Below are 17453 nucleotides of genomic sequence, written 5' to 3'. Positions count from 1 at the left end.
AGGGACGTCTGCGTCGACTTCGAGGTCGAACCGACCGAGTTCAACGGCGGAGACAATCACGTCCACCTGCTGGTGAGCTTCCCGCCCAAGGTCGCCCTGTCCCGGCTGGTCAACAGCCTGAAAGGGGTTGCCTCCCGGCGGATGCGGCAGGAGTTCCCCGAACTGGCCGCCCACCACCACCGGGCCGGCAAGCTCTGGCCGGGGTTCCTACTTCGCCGGATCGGCCGGCGGCGCTCCATTGTCGATCGTGCGCCAGTACATCGAGCAGCAGAACCGTCCGCCCTGAGCCGGGCAACGCCGGTCCGACCGACGGCGAATCAGCTGCTCCTGCCCCGCTACGCGGAACGGTCCGCTTCACCCCCGGCCTGAGGGCCGGAGCACTACGGACGATTCCGGTAGCCAGGGCGGCGGCGCGTCACCTCCGACGAACGTCGGTGCCGGCCGTACGGAAATCTCCGACTTTAGTGTGATGCGGCGCTGGCCATACCGGCGATGCGCCCGCGCCCGCACAGGCCGCACCGTGGAAGAAACCCCGGCAACGTCAGGAGCCACGCCGTGCGGCCAGTCACCCTCCCCCGCCTGCTGCTCATCGCCGCACTGTCGCTGGCGGCCCTCTGGCCGCCCGCCACGGCGGCGGCCTCGGCGCGCATTCCGGACACCCGTGAGCTGACGGACTTCTTCGACGCCGCGCTGGCGAAAGGGCTGGAGGCCAGCCACGTGCCCGGCGCGGTGGTCTCGGTCGTGGGCGGCGGAAAGACCCTTTTCAGCAAGGGGTACGGCCTGGCCGACCGCGAGAACCGGACGCCGTTCGACCCCGCCACCTCATTGGTGCGGATCGCCTCGATCACCAAGCTGTTCACGTGGACCGCGGTGCTGCAACAGGTGCAGCAGGGACGGCTGGATCTGCGCGCGGACGTGAACCGCTACCTCACCACGTTCCGCATCCCCGCCACCTACCCCCAGCCGATCACGCTGGCACACCTGATGAACCACACCGCCGGCTTCGAGGACAGCGCCATCGGCCTGGGCTCGCGGAGCAAGGCCGACGTGCCGCCCCTGGGCACGTATCTCGCCGGCCACGTGCCGGCGCGGGTGCGCCCGCCCGGCGAGGTGTCGGCCTATTCGAACTACGGCGCGGCGCTGGCCGGGCACATCGTGTCGCAGGTGAGCGGGCAGCCCTACGACCAGTACGTGCGGGAACACATCCTGGACCCGCTCGGCATGCGGCACACCACGGCCTCCGAGCCGGTCCCCGCCGCCTTGGCCGCCGGTCAGGCACGCAGCTATGACTACGAAGCGGGGACGTACCAGCGCAAGCCCTTCGTCTTCGACAACCTCGCGCCCGACGGATCGATCAGCGCCACCGCGGACGACCTGGCCCGCTTCATGATCGCCCATCTGGACGGCGGACCCATCCTCGACGAGCCCACCCTCCGCCTCATGCACCAGCGTTCGTTCGCCGCCGACCCGCGCATCGACGGGTACGCGCACGGGTTCAAGGAACAGACTCTCAACGGGCATCGTGTGATCATGCACGACGGCAGTTGGGAAGGCTTCCAGAGCGTGCTGCTGCTGGTGCCCGACGCCGATCTCGGCCTGTTCGTCGGCACCAACAGCATCGGCGGCATCGATGCCGTCACCAAGCTCTTGCCCGCCCTCTTCGACCGCTTCCTTCCCGGCGACCGCGCCGCGCCCTCCGCCCCTCCCGGCAGACCGGCCACGCCCGTGGCCGGCTTCTACAAGCCGGCCCGCACGGTCGAGTCGACCGTCGAGAAGGTGCTCACCCTCACCAACTCCTCCCGGCTGCGGATCGAGGACGGCGGGAAACTCGCCTTCAACGGCATGACGTGGAGCCGGCTGGCTCCGGGGCTCTATCAGCAGGACGGCGGCTCCCAGCGGCTGGCGTTCGTCACGAACGGCGCCGGCGTCACCTATGCGGCCACCGACGGGCCCGCCTACGAGCTCATCCCCTGGTGGGACACCCCTCCGGCCAACGTCATCGTCGTCCTGGCGTTCGCCGTCACCGCCCTGACGGCCGTGCTCGGCCTGCCGTCGGCCGCCGCCGTCCGGCGACTGCGGAAACGTCCCTCCCGAACGCCGCGCGCCTGGCGCGCCGCCCGCCTCCTCGCCGCCCTGGCCGGCGCCGTCGGGCTGGCGTTCGTCGTCATGTTCACGCTGACGCTGATCGGCGACACGAGCATCCTGTACGGCATCCCGGCCACCCTCCGGGCCCTGCTGCTCCTTCCCCTGCTGTTCCTCGCCCTCACCATCGCCGCGATCACCACCACCGTGATCGGCTGGAGACAGGGCCACATCGGCATCCTGGCCCGCGGCCACCAGGTGACCCTGCTGGCCGGAATGCTGGCCCTCGTCTGGTTCTGCCTGCACTGGAACCTGATCGGCTCCTTCTGAAATTTTCATGGGATTCAACCCGGGTGAACGGGGCCTTGACCACCGCCCGAACAAGCCGGCCATTTCGGCGGTGACGCGAAAACTGACACCGGAATTGACAGTCTTGTCGGGGCCCTATTTGCTCTGGGGCATCACCGCTATCCCTCAATGGCACCCGCGAAGGAATGACTCCGCTGAATGTTAGCGCTAACAATTCCTCGAATGCGCGACACCGGCTGGGCGCCCCAAGGAGATTTCTCATGACAGCAGTCACCACCACAGCGCGACGACGCCGGCCCGTCCGAATCGTCGCCGCGCTCGCCGCCCTGATCGCCGGCGCCGGGGCCGGTGTCGTGCTCGGCGTGCCCCCGGCCTCCGCCGCCGCGTGCGGAGACGGCACCTTCCAGTCCCAGGTGACGGTCAGCGGTAGCACCTGGACCGCCCGCAACAGCGCCGGCGGCAGCGTCTACACCGGCACCGACTTCCGGGCGGCGGTCCAGGCCGGCATCGGCAGTCTCACCGCCGGGCGCACCTCGATCCAGCGCGTCGTCGTGCGCGGCAACGGCACGATGACCGCCGGCACCCGGATCTCGCTGCCGAGCTACACCTCCCTGTCGGTCTGCGGCACGATCAACGTGACCGGCTCCGGCTCCGGCGACTACGCGCCGATCTATTCACGCGGCACCGCGAACATCGAGGTCCCGTACCTCAACGTCACCGGCACCCCGGTCTACGGCATCTTCCTGCGCAACGTCACGAACGTCTGGCTCGGCCAGATCGACATGCGGCTCGGCGCGGGCCTCGGCGTGCGCATCGACAACCGGGGCGACACCAGCCAGTGGACCCGCAACGTACGGGTCGACAACGTGTACGTACAGGGAGCCAGCTCGCACGCGATGGAGACCTACGGCGTGGACGGTCTCACCGTCGGCACTGTGACCGCACGCAGCGTCGGCGAGTCCGGCCTGCTGCTCAACCAGACCATCAACGCGACGGTCGGCACCGTCGACGCCGACAACGCCGGCGCCGGCACCGGGTACGCGGCCTTCCGCATGGCCAACCGCAACGGCCGGGTCGGCAGCGCCTACCCGAACAACATCCGCGTGGGCACGGTCAAGGCACGCGGCGGCGGCCGGGGCATCTTCTGTGTGTCGGAGAGCGGCGGCGCCACCATCGACCGGGTCGACATCGCCAACACCGGCAACAACTCGGTCCTGGTGGAGAACTGCTACAACGTCGTCATCGCCGGGGTCTCGGGCACGATCAGCGGCGGCGGCGAGGTCCGCATCGCGGCCCGTACGGAGTTCGCGCCGTCGTCGGGCATCAGGTTCCAGAACCTGACGGTCACCAACACCAATGTCCGGTGGAGCCCCTGCACCGGCAGCAACAACACGATCAGCAACGTGACCCGTAACAACTCGACGCTGACCTGGTGCTGACCCAGCCGCGCCGGCTCGCCGTCTGCCGGCGCGGTCTTCTCGCCATCGTGGGTGACAGGAGAAACCATGCGTAAGGTCCTCTTATCGTTCGTCACTGTCCTGCTGACCTCCCTGTCGCTGGTCGCCCCGACCCCCGCCTCGGCAACCGGGTGCACCACCAGGGTCGCGAACGCGGCCGCCGCCATGGCGACGACCACCGTCTGGATGGCCGGCGACTCGACCATGGCCAACCCCGGCTCCACCTGCCCCGTGGGCTGGGCCACCGAATTCGACTCGCTGTTCCACAGCAACATCGTGGTCAACAACCTCGCCGTCGCCGGGCGCAGCATCCAGACCTGGCTCTACGAGGGCAATGTGACCTCCACGATCGGTTCGAACGGCGAGTGCGTCCTGAGCTCCACCGCCTACTCGTCCCGATGGCAGCAGATGCTCACCAACATGAAGGCCGGTGACTACCTGTTCATCCAGTTCGGCATCAACGACAGCTCGGCGACCTGCCCGCGCCACGTCGGCACCGGGCGGTACCAGCAGCTGATGACGATGATGGCGCAGGCGGCGCAGGCCCGCGGCGCCCACCCGGTCCTGCTCACCGCCGTCGCGGCCATCACCTGCTCGGGCAGCACCGCGGTCAGGAACAGGGGCTTCGTCTCCCAGACCACCGCTGCCGGCTCCGCCACCGGCTCACCGGTCATCGACCTGCAGACCCTCAGCGTCGACTACTACAACTCCCTCGGCCTGTGCCCCAACAACGGCGACTACACCTCGGGGCCGGTCGGACAGTTCTTCTGCAACGACCACACCCACTTCGAGGCGTACGGCGCCCGGCGGATCGCCCGGCTGGTCACCGGCGCCCTGCGGACCCAGAACATCCCGCTCGCCGGATCCCTGCTGTGACGTCAACCGCGAGGACACCCACGGCATGGTCGCGAACGTCACCTTCGTCGAGGCGCTGATCCGCTTCCGGGAAACGTGGTTCGCCTACGGCCAGAGCGACACGACCGTCGGCGTCGCCATCGCGAAACCCTGAGGGGCGAGGTCACGCCCTACCGCGTCCGCTCGATGCGGGTCCAGCCCTTCCAGCCCCGCTCCTCCAGGATCGCCAGGACCCGCTGGGCGCCCGGCGCGGACTCGACCATGGTCGAGTCCAGCAGGTCGGCGAAGCCGTCGTCGAAGCCGTCGGCGCCCATCTCGCCCGCCTGCACGGCGCGGATCGCCAGGCGCTCCAGGATGTCGGCGATCTCGACGACCCGCGGATCGTCGGCCGGCCAATCGAGTGACCCGCTGAGAAAGCCGTAGAGCCGCACCATGTCAGGGTCGTCCAGTTGCTCGTGCTTGCTGGCGATCACGGCGTCGATGAAGTCCGGCACCTGGGCGGCGACCATGATCCAGCTGTCCCGCTCCAGCTCGATGTACTGCTCCTGGACGCCGAGAGCGCGCAGCCGGTCGAGGTAGCCCACGACGCTCTGCGGGAGCGTCAGGTGCTCTCCGGCGGAGAGCCTGGCGAGCCGTTCGCGGGTGCCCTGCAGCCGCCGGATCTCGGCGCGCACCTTCTTGTCGATCTCCTGGACGCCATCGGCGAACTCCTCCGGGCCGGCGTCGAGGAGCTCCTGCACCCGGGCCAGCGGCACGCCGGCGTCCGCCAGGGTGTGGATCCGGATCAGCCGCACGACCGCGGCAGCGTGGTAGGTCCGGTATCCGGACTGGTCGCGCTCGGGCTCGGGCAGCAGCCCGATCTGGTGGTAGTGGCGCACTGCCCGTACCGTCACCCCGGCGTACGCTGCAAGCTGGCTGATGGTGAGCACAAGTCCCAGATTGCCTCAGGCGATCCTCCGGCGATAGGCGGCCACCGCGAAGACGCACGCGAAGACGAGGATGCCGGGCAGCATGTAGTCGATGTACTGGACCGGGCCGAGGTCGATCGCGCCGCCGAACACGTAGTCCACGCGGGGCCGGCGCCGCAGCGTCACCGGCCCCGCGCAGCTCATATCTCGCAGCTGGTCTCGGTGTCGCCGACGTCGGAGAAGCAGGTGTCGGTGCCCGTCCCGCCGTTGAGCGTGTCGTTGCCGCCGGTCCCGTCCTGAGCGTTGAGGGTGTCGTTCCCGCCCAGGCCGCTGATGGTGTCGGTGCCTTGACCGGCCCGGATGTCGTTGGCCACGCCGTTCCCCTGGACGGTGTCCGACCCGAAGCCCGCGAGCACGTTCTCCACGTCGCTCCCGACGTTGTCGGCCTCGCCCGCGGCCCCGTCGTTGGCCACGCCGTCCAGGGTGATGGTCAGGGCGGCCGCACGGTTGTTGTAGGCGGCGGTGTCCACCCCGGACCCGCCGGCGAAGGAGTCGGCGCCGTCGATGGGGAGGTCGGCGTTGTAGATGTCGTTGCCGCCGCTGCCCGTCGTGGTGTCGTTGCCCACGCCACCGTAGAACTGGTCGGTGCCGCCGCCGCCCCTGAGCGTGTCGGCCCCCGCGTCGCCGTACTGGTGCGAGCTCACCGACGAGTTGTTGGTGACGGTGTCGGCCAGATCGCCGGCGAAGACCCGGACGAGGGTCACGCTCGCGCACTCGACCGTACTGGAGTTGATCTGGGTGCACCCGGAGCCGGCGCGGACCGTGTCCGCGGTGTCGTTGATCACCACCTGGCCGAATCCGTTGGTGCTGATCGTGATGTTGTTGGCCTTGCCCGCGGCCGCCGAGACGTTGAGGTTGCCCACCGTCACGTTCGTCAGGGTGTCGGCGTGCGACGGCAGCGCGAAAACCGTCTGAAACCCGATCGCCGCCGCCGCGAGGGCGGCCACGGCCAGAACTTTGCGCATGATCTCCGCCTTTCCAGGAGGTTGCCTCCCAGTAGCCCAGGACTCACGCTGTTGGAGTACGTACAAAGCCGCACCCGGGCTGTGCCGGCCGGCATTGCGCCCAAGCCGCATCGGGACCCCCGCTCAGCCGACGGCGGCGAGCAGCACCGTGACGAGGATCGCGATGATGACGGTGCTGAACAGGAAGGCGATACCGCCGTGCAGCGTCGCGAACCGGCGCATCCGCGTCGTGGTGAGGGTGACCTCCGAGCCGGCGATCACCCTGCAGATGCGCGAGCGCGCGACGTCGTCGGCGAGCAGGGGGTAGGGAAAACCCGTCGTCAAGTGGTGACGCCCGCCCGGCCCATGGGGCCCGCGTCAGCCCAGGGTGATCGTGAGGTCGAATGTGCCCTGGTGCGGGATACGGAGGGCGTGGAAGCGGCGGGCGCCGTCGCGGAAGTAACGCACGGTGCCGGCCGCGACGGTCGCCTGCAGCGGGGTGCCCCAGCGGAAACGGATCGTGGTGCGGCCCCGGCGCACGTCGAAGCCGTCTGCGGTGGCGGTGGCCGAGCCGCCGAACGTGGCCGGCGTGCCGTCGGTGAAGGTGAGGACGTCCTCGGGCCGCAGGACGAGGGGGATCTGCTCGGTGGCCGCGGCGTTCGCCGTGACCGTGCGCCGGATCGTCCGGTGGGTGACCAGGACGTCCGTGCTGACGTTCGCGTTGCCGTACCGGATGCCGAAAGCGCCGGGGGCCCGGCCGCCGGTCCACTCGCTGCCACCCGGGGCGCCGCGGAAGTAGGTGGCGGGGAGGGCGCCGGCGGAGTCGGGGACCTGGCCGGGGAAGACGGTGGACCAGCAGGCGTAGTTGTTGTCGTTGAGCCCGCAGATGATCGTGCCGGCCTCGGGATGCCAGAGGAAGGTCAGGCCGGTGCGGCTGCGGGAGACGCGGTTGCCGAAGTAGCCGCCCAGGTACAGGCCGGGCTTGCGGACGTACAGGAAGTCCTGGCCCCTGTCCCTGCGCAGTTCGACGAAGTCGGACGAGCGCAGGTAGGGCAGGTCCGCGATGGCGGCGGCCCGCTGCCGCCTGCTGGGGAAGCGCTCGCCGTACAGGCCGTGGGTGAGGATGCGCGGCGAGGTGTCCTGCTTGGCGAGCGGCGGCACCGGATCGGTGGACGCGGCCCAGGCCGCGCGGGCTGCGGCCAGGTCCTCGCGGGCGGTCATGAACGCCGACAGCAGCGGCACCTGGCGGGTGAACGTCCAGTTGAGCGCGGTCCTGTCGGGGTCGGGCCGGACCTCGTCGTACCAGCGCGCGCTGGTGCGGGTGGAGGGCGCGACGTTGACCAGGTACCCGGCGCCGTCGGGCTCGCGCAGCAGGTTGTAGGACAGGAAGCCGGTGAACCTGCGGGCCATGTCCACCAGGTGCGGGTCCGGGTGGTGCAGGTAGGCGTCGGCGAGCTCGGGCAGCATGACCTCGAAGTTGTAGTTCATGTCGTGGCCGCCCTCCTCGTGGAAGAAGCCGGCCGAGCTCACGCCGGTCGCGGAGATCCTGGCGAACGCCTCGCGCAGGCTCGCGGCGAGCGCGGGATCGGGGTCGAGCCTGAGCACGTGTGCGGCCCCGGCCAGGCCGGAGGAGGTCTGGTTGGCGTAGCTGAGCGGCTCCTGCCAGACGGTGCCGTTGGCGGGGTCGAGGAACCATGTCAGTGCCGTCTTCAAGGCGGCGCTGAGCTGGGCCTGCCGGGCGGGCAGCGCTCCGGTCGCGCGCAGGATCCGCAGCGTCTTGGCGAGGTAGCCGATGCCGAACCCGGTGGGGGCCAGGCCGTGCTGGTCGCGGTTGTACTCGGGGAAGGAGCCGTCGGCGTGCTGGAGCGACAGGTAGTGGCCGAGCGCCGCGTCGAGCGCGGCCAGCAGGCCGGCGTCCCCGGCGTACGGGTTCCACGGGCGGGCGCTGGCGTGGAACCAGGCCAGCGTGAAGACGTGCTCCTGCACGCGGGCGTTGTACGGCGCCGCCGGCGAGCGCCACCAGCCGCCGGCGAAGAAGCCGGTGTCGTCCATGTCGTTGACCATGGGCGCGAGGGTGGCCAGGTACGGCGCGAAGCGCTGCTCGTGGGGGGCGAACGACCTGCGGTTCAGTGCGGGCGACGGCGCCAGATCGGCGTAGGCGGTGCCGGGCGCGAGCACGGGCACGGCCGGGAGCAGGGCGGCGGCGCGAAGCAGGGTGCGGCGGGAGAGCATGGTCAGCCTTTCAGACCGGTGTGCGCGAGCCCTTCGATGAACTGCCGCTGGGCCAGTACGAAGACGACCAGAATCGGCAGAGCGGTCATCGTGGCGGCCGAGAGCTGCACGTTCCACAGGGGCGAGCCGTAGGCGTCGACGAACTGGGTGAGCGCCTGCGGCAAAGTGAACTTCGACGGGGTGGACAGGAACACGATGGGTTCGAGGTAGAGGTTCCACGAGTGCAGGAAGGTGAAGATCGCGACGGCGCCGAGCGCGGGCCTGGCCAGCGGCAACGCCACCCGGTAGAAGGTGCCGAAGCGGCCGAGCCCGTCGACCCTGGCGGCCTCCTCCAGCTCGCCGGGCAGCGTGATGAAGAACTGCCGCATGATGAACGTCGCCAGCACGCTGGGCGCGCCCAGGATCGGCACCAGGATCAGCGGCCAGTGCGTGTCGGTCATCCCTGCGGTGTGGAACATCTGGAACAACGGGACGATCGTCACCTCGCTGGGGATCAGCAGGCCGACGAGCACGACCAGGAAGAGCACGTTCTGGCCGGGGAAGCGGATGCGGGCGAAGGCGTAACCCGCCATCGCGGCCACCACCATCGTGCCGACGGTCACCACCGCGGCGATGTAGAGGCTGTTGAGGTACTGCTGCCCGAACGGCTGCAGCTCGAAGACCCGGCCATAGGTGGAGAAGTCAAACCTGGAGGGCACCAGCGCGGGCGGGAAGGCGAAGATGTCGCTGATCGGCTTCACCGACGAGGTGACCATCCACCAGGTCGGGAACACGAACGGCACGCACAACACGCACAGCAGCGCGTACAGCGCGAGCTTGACCCGGCGACTCATGCTACGACTCATGGAAGACCCACTTCCGGCGCAGCCGCCACTGCACGAGCGTCAGCGCCGCGACGATCAGGAACAGCAGGACCGACAGGGTGGCGCCGTAACCGAGGTGCCTGAACTGGAAGGCCTGCTGGTACAGGTAGTAGACGAGGACCGTGGTGGACATGCCGGGCCCGCCCTGGGTGAGCACGGCGATCTGGGCGAACACCTGCAGCGACCCGACCACGGTGATGATCGAGGTGAGCAGGATCGTCGGGCTGATCTGCGGCACCGTGATGCGCTGGAACCGGGTCCAGGCGCCGGCGCCGTCGAGCTGCGCGGCCTCGTACAGCTGGCGCGGCACGCCCTGGAGCGCCGCCAGGAACAGGACCATGTTGAGGCCCACGTTCTTGACGACCTGGACGACGATGACCGACAGCAGGGCGGTGGCATCGCCGCGCAGCCAGTTGGGGCCCTCGACGCCGGCCACGCCGAGCACGCCGTTGATGCCGCCGTCCTGCTGGAGCAGGAACTGCCAGACGATCGTCCAGGCGACCAGCGACACCAGCACCGGCGAGAAGAACAGCGTGCGGAAGAACGTGGTGCCGCGCAGCCGCTGGTCGAGCAGGATGGCCAGGATGAGGGCGAGGGTCAGGTTGAGCACGACCAGGCCGACCGAGAAGAGCGCGGTGCTGGTGAGCACCTGCCCCATGTTCGGGTCGGCGAGCAGCTTGGCGTAGTTCTCGCCGCCGACGAACTCGAACGTGCCCGCCAGCACGTTCCACTCCTGAAGGCTGTAGAAGAAGACCAGGCCGAGCGGGAGCAGCACGAACAGCACGCTGCCCACGAGTTGCGGCGAGATCATCAGGTAGCCGACGAGGGCGTCGCGCCGGGGGATGGTCCAGAAGGTGCGGCGCCGGGTGGCCGCGCGCACGGCCACCCGTTCGCGGAGGTCCGTCGCCGCCACGTCACCCACCCAGCATCGGCTGGATCTTCGCGCACACGCCGTCCAGCACCGCCTTGACGTCGGCGTCCGGCTTCCACAGCGGGTCGAGTGCGGCCCTGACGGTCTGGGCGAGCTCGGCCTGACCGGTGTGGCTGGGCTTGACCACGCCCTTCTCGATGCCGTCGATCACCACTTTCTGGAGCTGGTCACCGCTCAGCATGGGGCTGGTCTTGGCCATGGTGTCCGCGGTCAGCAACGAGCCGCGCGCGGGCGGGAAGTACGCGGCGAGCTTGGCGGAGTTGGCGGCGTTGGCGAAGTAGGCGAGGAAGTCGGCGGCCTGCTCGGCCCGCGGCGACTTCTTCAGCACGCCGATCCCGGCCTGGCCGATGACCGCGTATTCACCCTTGGGCCCGGCGGGCAGCGGCACCAGGTCCCACTTGAACGTCGCGTCCTTCAGCATGGCGGCGCGGGAGATCTGGGCGACGGCCATCACGGTGTCGCCGGAGAAGAAGTCGACGGCGGTGCCCGGCCCCGGCATGGACTTGTCGGTGAAGATCGCCTTGTGCACGAACGTCATGGCCTCGACCATTTCGGGCGCGTTGAACTGGCAGGTGCCGCCGTCGTCGCTCCATGCCTTGGCGCCCCAGCCCTGCCATACGGTGGCGAGGTTGTCCCAGGCCTTGTAGTCGAAGTTGAGGATGGTCAGGCCGTTCTTCCCCTTGGCCGCGACGGCCTTGTTGATCTCGTTGGCGTGCTCCCAGTCCCACTGGCCGGCCTTCATCAGCTCGCGTGGCGTCTTCTGGCCCGCGGCCTTGACCAGGTCGGTGTTGACGAAGACGCCGAAGGGCGAGGTGGAGAACGGGTAGGCGTACAGCTCCCCGTCGCGCTCCCACAGCCGGGTGGCGGCCGGGACCAGCTCGCCCGCGTTCTCGATCTTGCTCTTGATCGGGAGGAGGGCGCCGGAGCCGACGAAGTCGGGGGCGGAGTTCTCCAGGATCCACGCGAGGTCGGGGGCGTTGCCGCCGGCGATCTGCGTGGTCAGCGTGGTCGTGTAGTTCTCGAACGGGATGGGGTCGAAGGTGATCGCACCGACCTGCGGGTGGGACTTGCGGTATTCGGCGGCGATCTCGTTGAACAGCTTGAGATGGTCCTCGTTGGAGGTCCAGATCGACATGCGCAGCGGCTGCGGACCCTGCGCGGCCGGTGCGGTGCCGCCGTCGCCGCAGGCGGCGACGGTGAGGAGGGCGGTCAGCGAAAGGGCCGCCAGCTTCCCGAGAGCTTTCATGGGGGGTTTCTCCTTCTGGCGTCGATGACGGCGTCAGTAACCGATGACGTCGGGCCAGCGCAGCTCCACGCCGTCGCGGACGAGCCGTTGCTGGTAGTCGGCCAGGAGCCGGCCGTCCGCGCGCACGGCGTGCGGGGTGGTGGCCTGGTCCAGGCAGAACGCGGCGAGCGCGCCGGCCGCCTCGCCGATGTTCCACTCCACCGGGTGCAGGCGGTAGGCGCCGTTGGTGATGTGGGTGGTGCCGATGTTCTTGCAGGCGGGCAGCAGGTTGGTCATCCGCTGCGGGATCAGCGCCCCAAGAGGGATCTCGAACGGGGAGCAGGCGACGTCGATGTAGTTGTCGCCGCCGGTCGACGGGTGCAGGTCGATGCGGTACATGCCCACGCCCACCGAGTCGTGATAGGAGACGGCGCCCTTGTCGCCGCGGATCGCCACGGACAGGTCCTGTTCGGTGACGGTGGTCAGGGCACGGACGCGCCGGGACTCGCGGATGTAGGGGGCCTGGGCGAGCCCGTCGGCGCCGCCGGTGACGTCGCCGCGCAGCCGCAGGCCGGCGTATCCGGTGCCGCCGTCGTGGCGGGGCGCCTCGGTCTGCAGCCAGTACAGCACCGACAGGGACAGCTCGCGGGCGGCCGCCAGGTGCCGGTCGGCGTCCGGCACGTCGATGACCGGCGACTCCAGGTAGTCGATCATCGGCCAGTTGACGAGGGTGATGTCGCTGGCGTACGCGCCCGGCGTGAAGTTGCGGCGCGCGGCGATCCTGCGGAAGGTCCACAGGTTGGCGTCGCCCGGGTTGACGCGCTGGTCGGCCTCGACGAGCTGGGGGTCGTCGTCGGGATTGGGGGTGAAGGAACGTTCCATGATCGCGAGGGTGCGCGGGTTCGGGCACCGCCACGACAGGAGCTTGTCGCCCCAGAAGGGCGGCTCGTACGCGCGCCAGAAGTCGTAGGAGGCGGGCCGATCGATCGTGTGGTCGCCGTCGATGTGGTCGACCGCGAAGCAGACGGAGACGGCCTGCATGTTCATCGGCTGCGCCTCGGCGGGCGCGCTCGGCTCGTCCGTTTCCGCCTGTGACTCGAATCCGGTGACGTACTCGGTGCCGGTCAGGGGCAGCAGCTCGCCGGTCTCGGTGGCGTCCAGCACGTACGACGCGTGCAGCACGACCTGCTCGGTGTCGTGGTCGCGATGGGCCAGCCGTACCGAAGTGACGCGGTCGCCGTCCACCTCCGCGCCCACCGGCCGGTACGGCTGCAGCACCCGCAACCGGCCAGAACCCCGATAGGGGGCGAGCATCGCCTCGATCACCGCGACCGCGACCCTGGGCTCGTGGCACAGGCGGCTCACGTGACCGGCTCCCGGATTGAACTCCCGCTGCGCCCGCGCCCGTTCGGTGAGCGGGTAGTGGGCGCGGTAGTAGGCCCGGATGCCTTCGCGCAGGGCGCGGTAGCTCGCCGTGACGCCGAACTGCTCCACCCAGGAGGGCTCGTCGGGCGGGACGGCCTGGCTGGTGAGCTGGCCACCGAGCCAGTCATGCTCCTCCGTGAGGATCACCGTGCGGCCGGCCCGCAGCAGGGCCAGCGCGGCGGCGACGCCGCCCAGCCCGCCACCGACGACGGCCGCGTCTGCCGATATTTCAACCACGTGGGGGAATCTCCTGTCACATTCCGGATGCCGGAGCCAGCGTGCTGCCGGCGATGAGCTCGCAAGGGAGCAGTTCTTGCGGGGTCCCGCCGGTCTCCAGGACTGCGGCCAGCAGTTGTACGGCTCTGTGGCCCATCTCGCGCCTGGGGATGCGGAATCCCGTGAAATCGGTGTCGGCCTGGACGGGCCGGGTGAACGCGCCCAGGGTGAGGATGGACAGGTCGCGGGGAATCTCCATGCCGCGCTCCCCCGCCGCCTTGGTGAGCGCGACGCAGTCGGCGTGCTCCTCGACGAAGACCGCCGTCACCCCGGCCAGCTCCTCCAGGGAGACTCCAGGCGGGAGGTGGCGGCCGTCGGCGCCGGTCGCCGCCACGCCCTCGTGGAACCCGCGCAGGCGGTCGGCCCTGGACTCGCCGCCCGTGCCCGCCCCGACGTAGGCCAGCCGCCGATGGCCGAGGGCCACCGCCTGCTCGACCAGCGCACGGACCGCTGACGGGTAGTCGGCGCCCACGTACGGCACCGGCCCGCCCGCGTCGTCGCGGCGGCCGACCGAGACGAACGGGATCCCTTCGGCCAGCAACCGGGCGAGGTCGTCGCGGTCGACCGTACGGCCGAGCAGCAGGCAGCCGTCGGCCAGCCGCACGCGGCTCTCCTCGTTGAAGATCTGCCGTCGCGCCCCCGAGATCGCCCTCGCGCTGGTGAACAGCAGCAGGTCGCAGCCGATCTCCTCAGCGCACTCCTCGATGCCGCCCAGGAACGGGTGGTAGAAGTCGGCGCTCTCGGTGGGGAAGACCGCCTCGTAGGTGAACACGCCGAGGATGCGGTTGCGGCCGTCGGCGAGCCGCCGCGCGGCGGGATCGGCCACGTAGCCGGTCTCCTTGATCACCCGCAGGACCCTTTCGCGGGTCTCCGGGGCGATCCGCACCTCGGCGTCGCCGCGCTTGTTGAGCACGAGAGACACCGTCGTCTGGCTCACGCCGGCCATCTTGGCGATGTCCTGCTGGGTGAGACGCCGGCCCGGGCCAGTCACTGTCCGTGCCCTCCCATGGTGTGGCAATGCGCATTAGCAGCTTGGTAGGGCCCTATCTTTCGCAAGGCCCAGCGCGCTGTCAAGAGTTCATTTGCCGTTAATAATTCGTATTAGCACCTTGACTCAGCGATCTGCTAGGCGAGAGCGTGTGGTTCCGCATCGCGACGCAGCGTGAAGGAGCCCACGTGGACACTCCATTGATCCGACGGCGCACCGTCTTACTGGGCGCGGCGGCGGGCGTGGCCGCAGGACTGAGTCTCGGACCAGCCGCGAACGCGGCGGCGGGCCCGGGCGGGATGCCGGCCTTCCGGTACCTGCGCGACGCGCTGGCCCTGCCGCTCAGCCACAACCCGACGGGGGAGTTCATCTTCCCGTGCATCAGAGGGGTGTACGACAAGCTCAGCAATCCCCGGGCGCGCTACTACCTCTACTACGCTCCGCACGAGGATCCGGGCGGCATCTGCGTGGCCTTCGCCAACTCCCTGGCGGGCCCCTTCGACGACTACTCGGGCAACCCGCTCATCGACAACCGCCTGCCGACCACGACGGTCTCGCACGTGTCCTCACCCCATGTGACCTGGGACGCCGCCACCCGGCAGTTCTTCTGCTACTTCCACGGCGAGAACTTCACCACGCGCGTGGCCCGCTCCACCGACGGCATCACGTTCACCGACGAGACCCCGATCCTGAGCACCCGCCTGGTGCCCGGCACCTCGGAGACGTCCTACGCCCGGGTCTTCGAGCATGCCCTGCCCGGCCGGAACAACAAGTACGTGATGATCTTCATGGGGGTGCGCAACGGCCGCCGCATCTTCTACGGCTGGTCACCCAATGGGTGGGACGGCTGGCAGTTCAGCGCGACCCCGCTGGTGAACCCCGAACCGGACGGCGTGACCGACATCTCCGGCGCCACCCTCGTCAAACGCAACGGGACCACGTACGTGGCCTACCACGGCAACGACGGCCGGATGCGGATCACCGAGGTCGGCAACGCGTTCGACAGGGAGACGCACCTCGGCGTCTTCCACTCCCCGATCGCCTCGGACAACGGCCGGGTGGCGGCGCCGTCGTTCGGCACCCAGGACGGTGTGGAGTACATGTTCTACGAGGCGGGGCCGCGCCTGAACGCCCGCATCTGCATCGCCCGGGCGGTCTGACAGCTACCGAGCGGAGGGGCACGGTCGGCCTTCCGCGTGCATCTCCCTGAACTCATGCATGCATGCCCGTGATCCGGGCGGACCCAGTTATCGGAAGGCGCGCTGTTCAACGCCGTCACCGGCCACACCGGCCCTGGAACACGCCGCCGCCAGGGTCACCCAGGCGACGCCCTCACCAAGCACGCGCCCGCCGATATCGTCACCGGGCCCGCCCGACCACCGCATACATTCAGCTCAGCCAACGAATGCCGGCTGCCGTGTCAGCGTTATCGCCTGGTGCACTGATAGGCGATCCAGCGGCCGCCGCCCGCATTGGCAACAGCGTTCCGCTTCGCCCTGGCGGGGGTGCTCCCCCTGCCGCCCCAGTAGACGTTTCTCCTGGAGTTGTAGGCGACGGCGCCACACCCGTTGACGAAGGTGACAAGGACCTTGCAGCCGGAGCCGCATTCCCGCAGCGCCCGCCGCTTGGCGGAAGACACTGTTCTGTAGTCCCAGGACCTGCCAGTACGGCCGTACCGCGACACAGCAATCGCACCGTAATAGTAACGAGCTTGACTTTCGCTCGCGGTAACCGACGTAGCCGCATTAGCTGCTGTGGGAACCGCCGTGGCCAGCATCCCGCTCGCCATGAAGGCGCAAGCGGCGATAGCAGTGAGCTTCTTGCCTAGCTGCATGTTGTCTTCTCTTCCTGTCGTCCAAGCGGACGACGACGTGGTTGCTGAGCAAAGTCTGTATTGTGCCGCTTGCAAACCACTGAAACCGATACATGCTCAAGGGAGCGATGTGACGGCCATCAGGGGAATGAGCAGGGGTTGCGCAGCCGATCAGGGGAGAGCCGGCGTGACGGACTCGTACGAGGAGTTCGCCTGGCTTGCCGAGCGCGGCCCGTTCTACGACGTCTCCTGTGTGTCCTTCGCCCGATCCCTCACCCCTCGCGAGGCGTTGACGCGCCTCGGCGCAGGGCTCGACGACATCGAGCAGGTGACCTTCGACGGCCTCCAGGAACGAACGATGGAGTGCATCGACGCCGACAACCTGCGCAGTAGCTACGTGGGCGCACTCGAGACGGCCGGCTGGACAGTGCTCGTCCAACTCTGGGCGGGATCGATCGATTTTGATCGCCACCTGCTGCCCAGCCTCTCCCAGGGGACCGAGGTCGTGGCGATTGACCGGAACCTCCACGCCCACGACTACTTCACCTACGCGGTCGACGGCGAACGGATCACCCACTTCAACCAGTTGTCTCCCTATGCGCGCATGGGCAGCGATCCCGACCGATTGGTCGGCGAGATGCGGGAGGTCGGGCTGGATCCGGACCAGGACTGGGACGGTCCGGGCGTCCATGCCCCGTTCCAGCGATCCTTCGCACTGGCGAAGAAGATCACCGGCTTCTCCTTCTCCAAGAGCATGCTGGACATGCGATTCCTCGCCGCCGTGATCAGCAACGGATGATCGGCACCACCTACACCGCGAACAGCTCCGACAATCAGGCGCGGGCCGGGGCGTCCGGATCCACTCGGAGGCATCTGTCACCGCACTTGCGCAGGCCAGAAGGCTGCAGCACCTGGAGCCGAAAATCTGCACCGGCCGTAGTAGACATTCGCTGCTGTACGTACTATCGTTTCTCGCATCGCAAGGAACGGATCCACCGGGCAGCAGCAGCAGTTATCGGCAACACGACGAACTGCCCGCAGCAGGCTGAAGTAGAAGATTGACGGCAGAAGGTCGGACGTGACGG

Annotated in this window: 17 protein-coding genes and 1 pseudogene; 6 read left to right on the top strand and 12 right to left on the bottom strand. The window is 69.1% G+C overall.

Annotated elements, in window-relative coordinates:
* From tnpA to ABEA43_RS66605, 4 genes and pseudogenes are all read left to right on the top strand, one after another.
* Positions 1–286, top strand: a pseudogene (gene tnpA, locus ABEA43_RS66620) (IS200/IS605 family transposase); the annotation flags it as partial.
* A 269-nt stretch (positions 287–555) separates the two neighbouring features.
* The gene (locus tag ABEA43_RS66615) at positions 556–2412 is read left to right on the top strand and encodes a serine hydrolase domain-containing protein (RefSeq protein WP_345580936.1); all 1857 of its coding nucleotides are present in this window, start codon (positions 556–558) and stop codon (positions 2410–2412) included.
* 239 nt (positions 2413–2651) lie between these two features.
* Positions 2652–3830 (top strand): hypothetical protein, encoded by a 1179-nt coding sequence (locus ABEA43_RS66610; RefSeq protein WP_345580933.1) that lies wholly within the window; start codon positions 2652–2654, stop codon positions 3828–3830.
* A 66-nt stretch (positions 3831–3896) separates the two neighbouring features.
* On the top strand, positions 3897–4724 hold the full coding sequence (locus ABEA43_RS66605) for an SGNH/GDSL hydrolase family protein (protein WP_345580930.1): 828 nt from the start codon (positions 3897–3899) through the stop codon (positions 4722–4724).
* 149 nt (positions 4725–4873) lie between these two features.
* Here the strand turns inward: ABEA43_RS66605 and ABEA43_RS66600 are convergent, their stop codons facing one another.
* The 10 genes from ABEA43_RS66600 to ABEA43_RS66555 all read right to left on the bottom strand — a co-directional run bounded on the left by ABEA43_RS66600 (position 4874) and on the right by ABEA43_RS66555 (position 14558).
* On the bottom strand, positions 4874–5632 hold the full coding sequence (locus tag ABEA43_RS66600) for a MerR family transcriptional regulator (RefSeq protein ID WP_345580927.1): 759 nt from the start codon (positions 5630–5632) through the stop codon (positions 4874–4876).
* A 15-nt stretch (positions 5633–5647) separates the two neighbouring features.
* Positions 5648–5815, bottom strand: a complete 168-nt coding sequence (locus ABEA43_RS66595; RefSeq protein ID WP_345580924.1) for a hypothetical protein — start codon at positions 5813–5815, stop codon at positions 5648–5650.
* Complete coding sequence (locus ABEA43_RS66590; protein WP_345580921.1) at positions 5812–6636, bottom strand: calcium-binding protein; 825 nt, start codon at positions 6634–6636, stop codon at positions 5812–5814. The genes ABEA43_RS66595 and ABEA43_RS66590 overlap by 4 nt, the downstream gene beginning before the upstream one ends.
* Before the next feature lie 123 nt (positions 6637–6759).
* The gene (locus tag ABEA43_RS66585; RefSeq protein ID WP_345580918.1) at positions 6760–6960 is read right to left on the bottom strand and encodes a hypothetical protein; all 201 of its coding nucleotides are present in this window, start codon (positions 6958–6960) and stop codon (positions 6760–6762) included.
* 33 nt (positions 6961–6993) lie between these two features.
* Positions 6994–8847, bottom strand: a complete 1854-nt coding sequence (locus tag ABEA43_RS66580) for a hypothetical protein (protein ID WP_345580915.1) — start codon at positions 8845–8847, stop codon at positions 6994–6996.
* A 2-nt stretch (positions 8848–8849) separates the two neighbouring features.
* A complete protein-coding gene (locus ABEA43_RS66575; RefSeq protein WP_345580912.1) occupies positions 8850–9680 on the bottom strand; it encodes a carbohydrate ABC transporter permease in 831 nt (276 codons plus the stop codon).
* Between the two features lies 1 nt (position 9681).
* Positions 9682–10623: a carbohydrate ABC transporter permease gene (locus tag ABEA43_RS66570; protein ID WP_345580909.1), complete on the bottom strand. Its 942-nt coding sequence runs from the start codon at positions 10621–10623 to the stop codon at positions 9682–9684.
* 1 nt (position 10624) lies between these two features.
* Entirely contained in the window at positions 10625–11887 is a 1263-nt protein-coding gene (locus ABEA43_RS66565) for an ABC transporter substrate-binding protein (protein ID WP_345580906.1), read from the bottom strand.
* Positions 11888–11920: 33 nt separating this feature from the next.
* Positions 11921–13528 (bottom strand): FAD-dependent oxidoreductase, encoded by a 1608-nt coding sequence (locus ABEA43_RS66560; protein WP_345580903.1) that lies wholly within the window; start codon positions 13526–13528, stop codon positions 11921–11923.
* A gap of 16 nt (positions 13529–13544) precedes the next feature.
* Entirely contained in the window at positions 13545–14558 is a 1014-nt protein-coding gene (locus ABEA43_RS66555; protein WP_345580900.1) for a LacI family DNA-binding transcriptional regulator, read from the bottom strand.
* 185 nt (positions 14559–14743) lie between these two features.
* Here ABEA43_RS66555 and ABEA43_RS66550 point away from each other — a divergent pair, with 185 nt between their 5' ends.
* Positions 14744–15715, top strand: coding sequence for a glycoside hydrolase family protein (locus ABEA43_RS66550; RefSeq protein WP_345580897.1), 972 nt, complete (start codon positions 14744–14746; stop codon positions 15713–15715).
* Between the two features lie 266 nt (positions 15716–15981).
* Here ABEA43_RS66550 and ABEA43_RS68610 read toward each other — a convergent pair whose 3' ends face one another.
* Entirely contained in the window at positions 15982–16332 is a 351-nt protein-coding gene (locus ABEA43_RS68610; protein ID WP_425570765.1) for a DUF4189 domain-containing protein, read from the bottom strand.
* A gap of 223 nt (positions 16333–16555) precedes the next feature.
* On the opposite strand from ABEA43_RS68610, the gene ABEA43_RS66545 reads away from it, so the two are divergent.
* Positions 16556–17167, top strand: coding sequence for a DUF6461 domain-containing protein (locus ABEA43_RS66545; protein WP_345580894.1), 612 nt, complete (start codon positions 16556–16558; stop codon positions 17165–17167).
* Positions 17168–17244: 77 nt separating this feature from the next.
* Here ABEA43_RS66545 and ABEA43_RS66540 read toward each other — a convergent pair.
* Positions 17245–17453, bottom strand: a 209-nt coding sequence (locus ABEA43_RS66540) for a hypothetical protein (RefSeq protein WP_345580891.1), incomplete at its 5' end; no start/stop codon positions are given.

Origin of the sequence: Nonomuraea rosea (assembly GCF_039539705.1) — a bacterium.
GTDB classification, from domain to species: domain Bacteria; phylum Actinomycetota; class Actinomycetes; order Streptosporangiales; family Streptosporangiaceae; genus Nonomuraea; species Nonomuraea rosea.
Note: the sequence above shows the minus strand (reverse complement) of the source record. Positions and strands in the feature narration are given on the sequence as shown.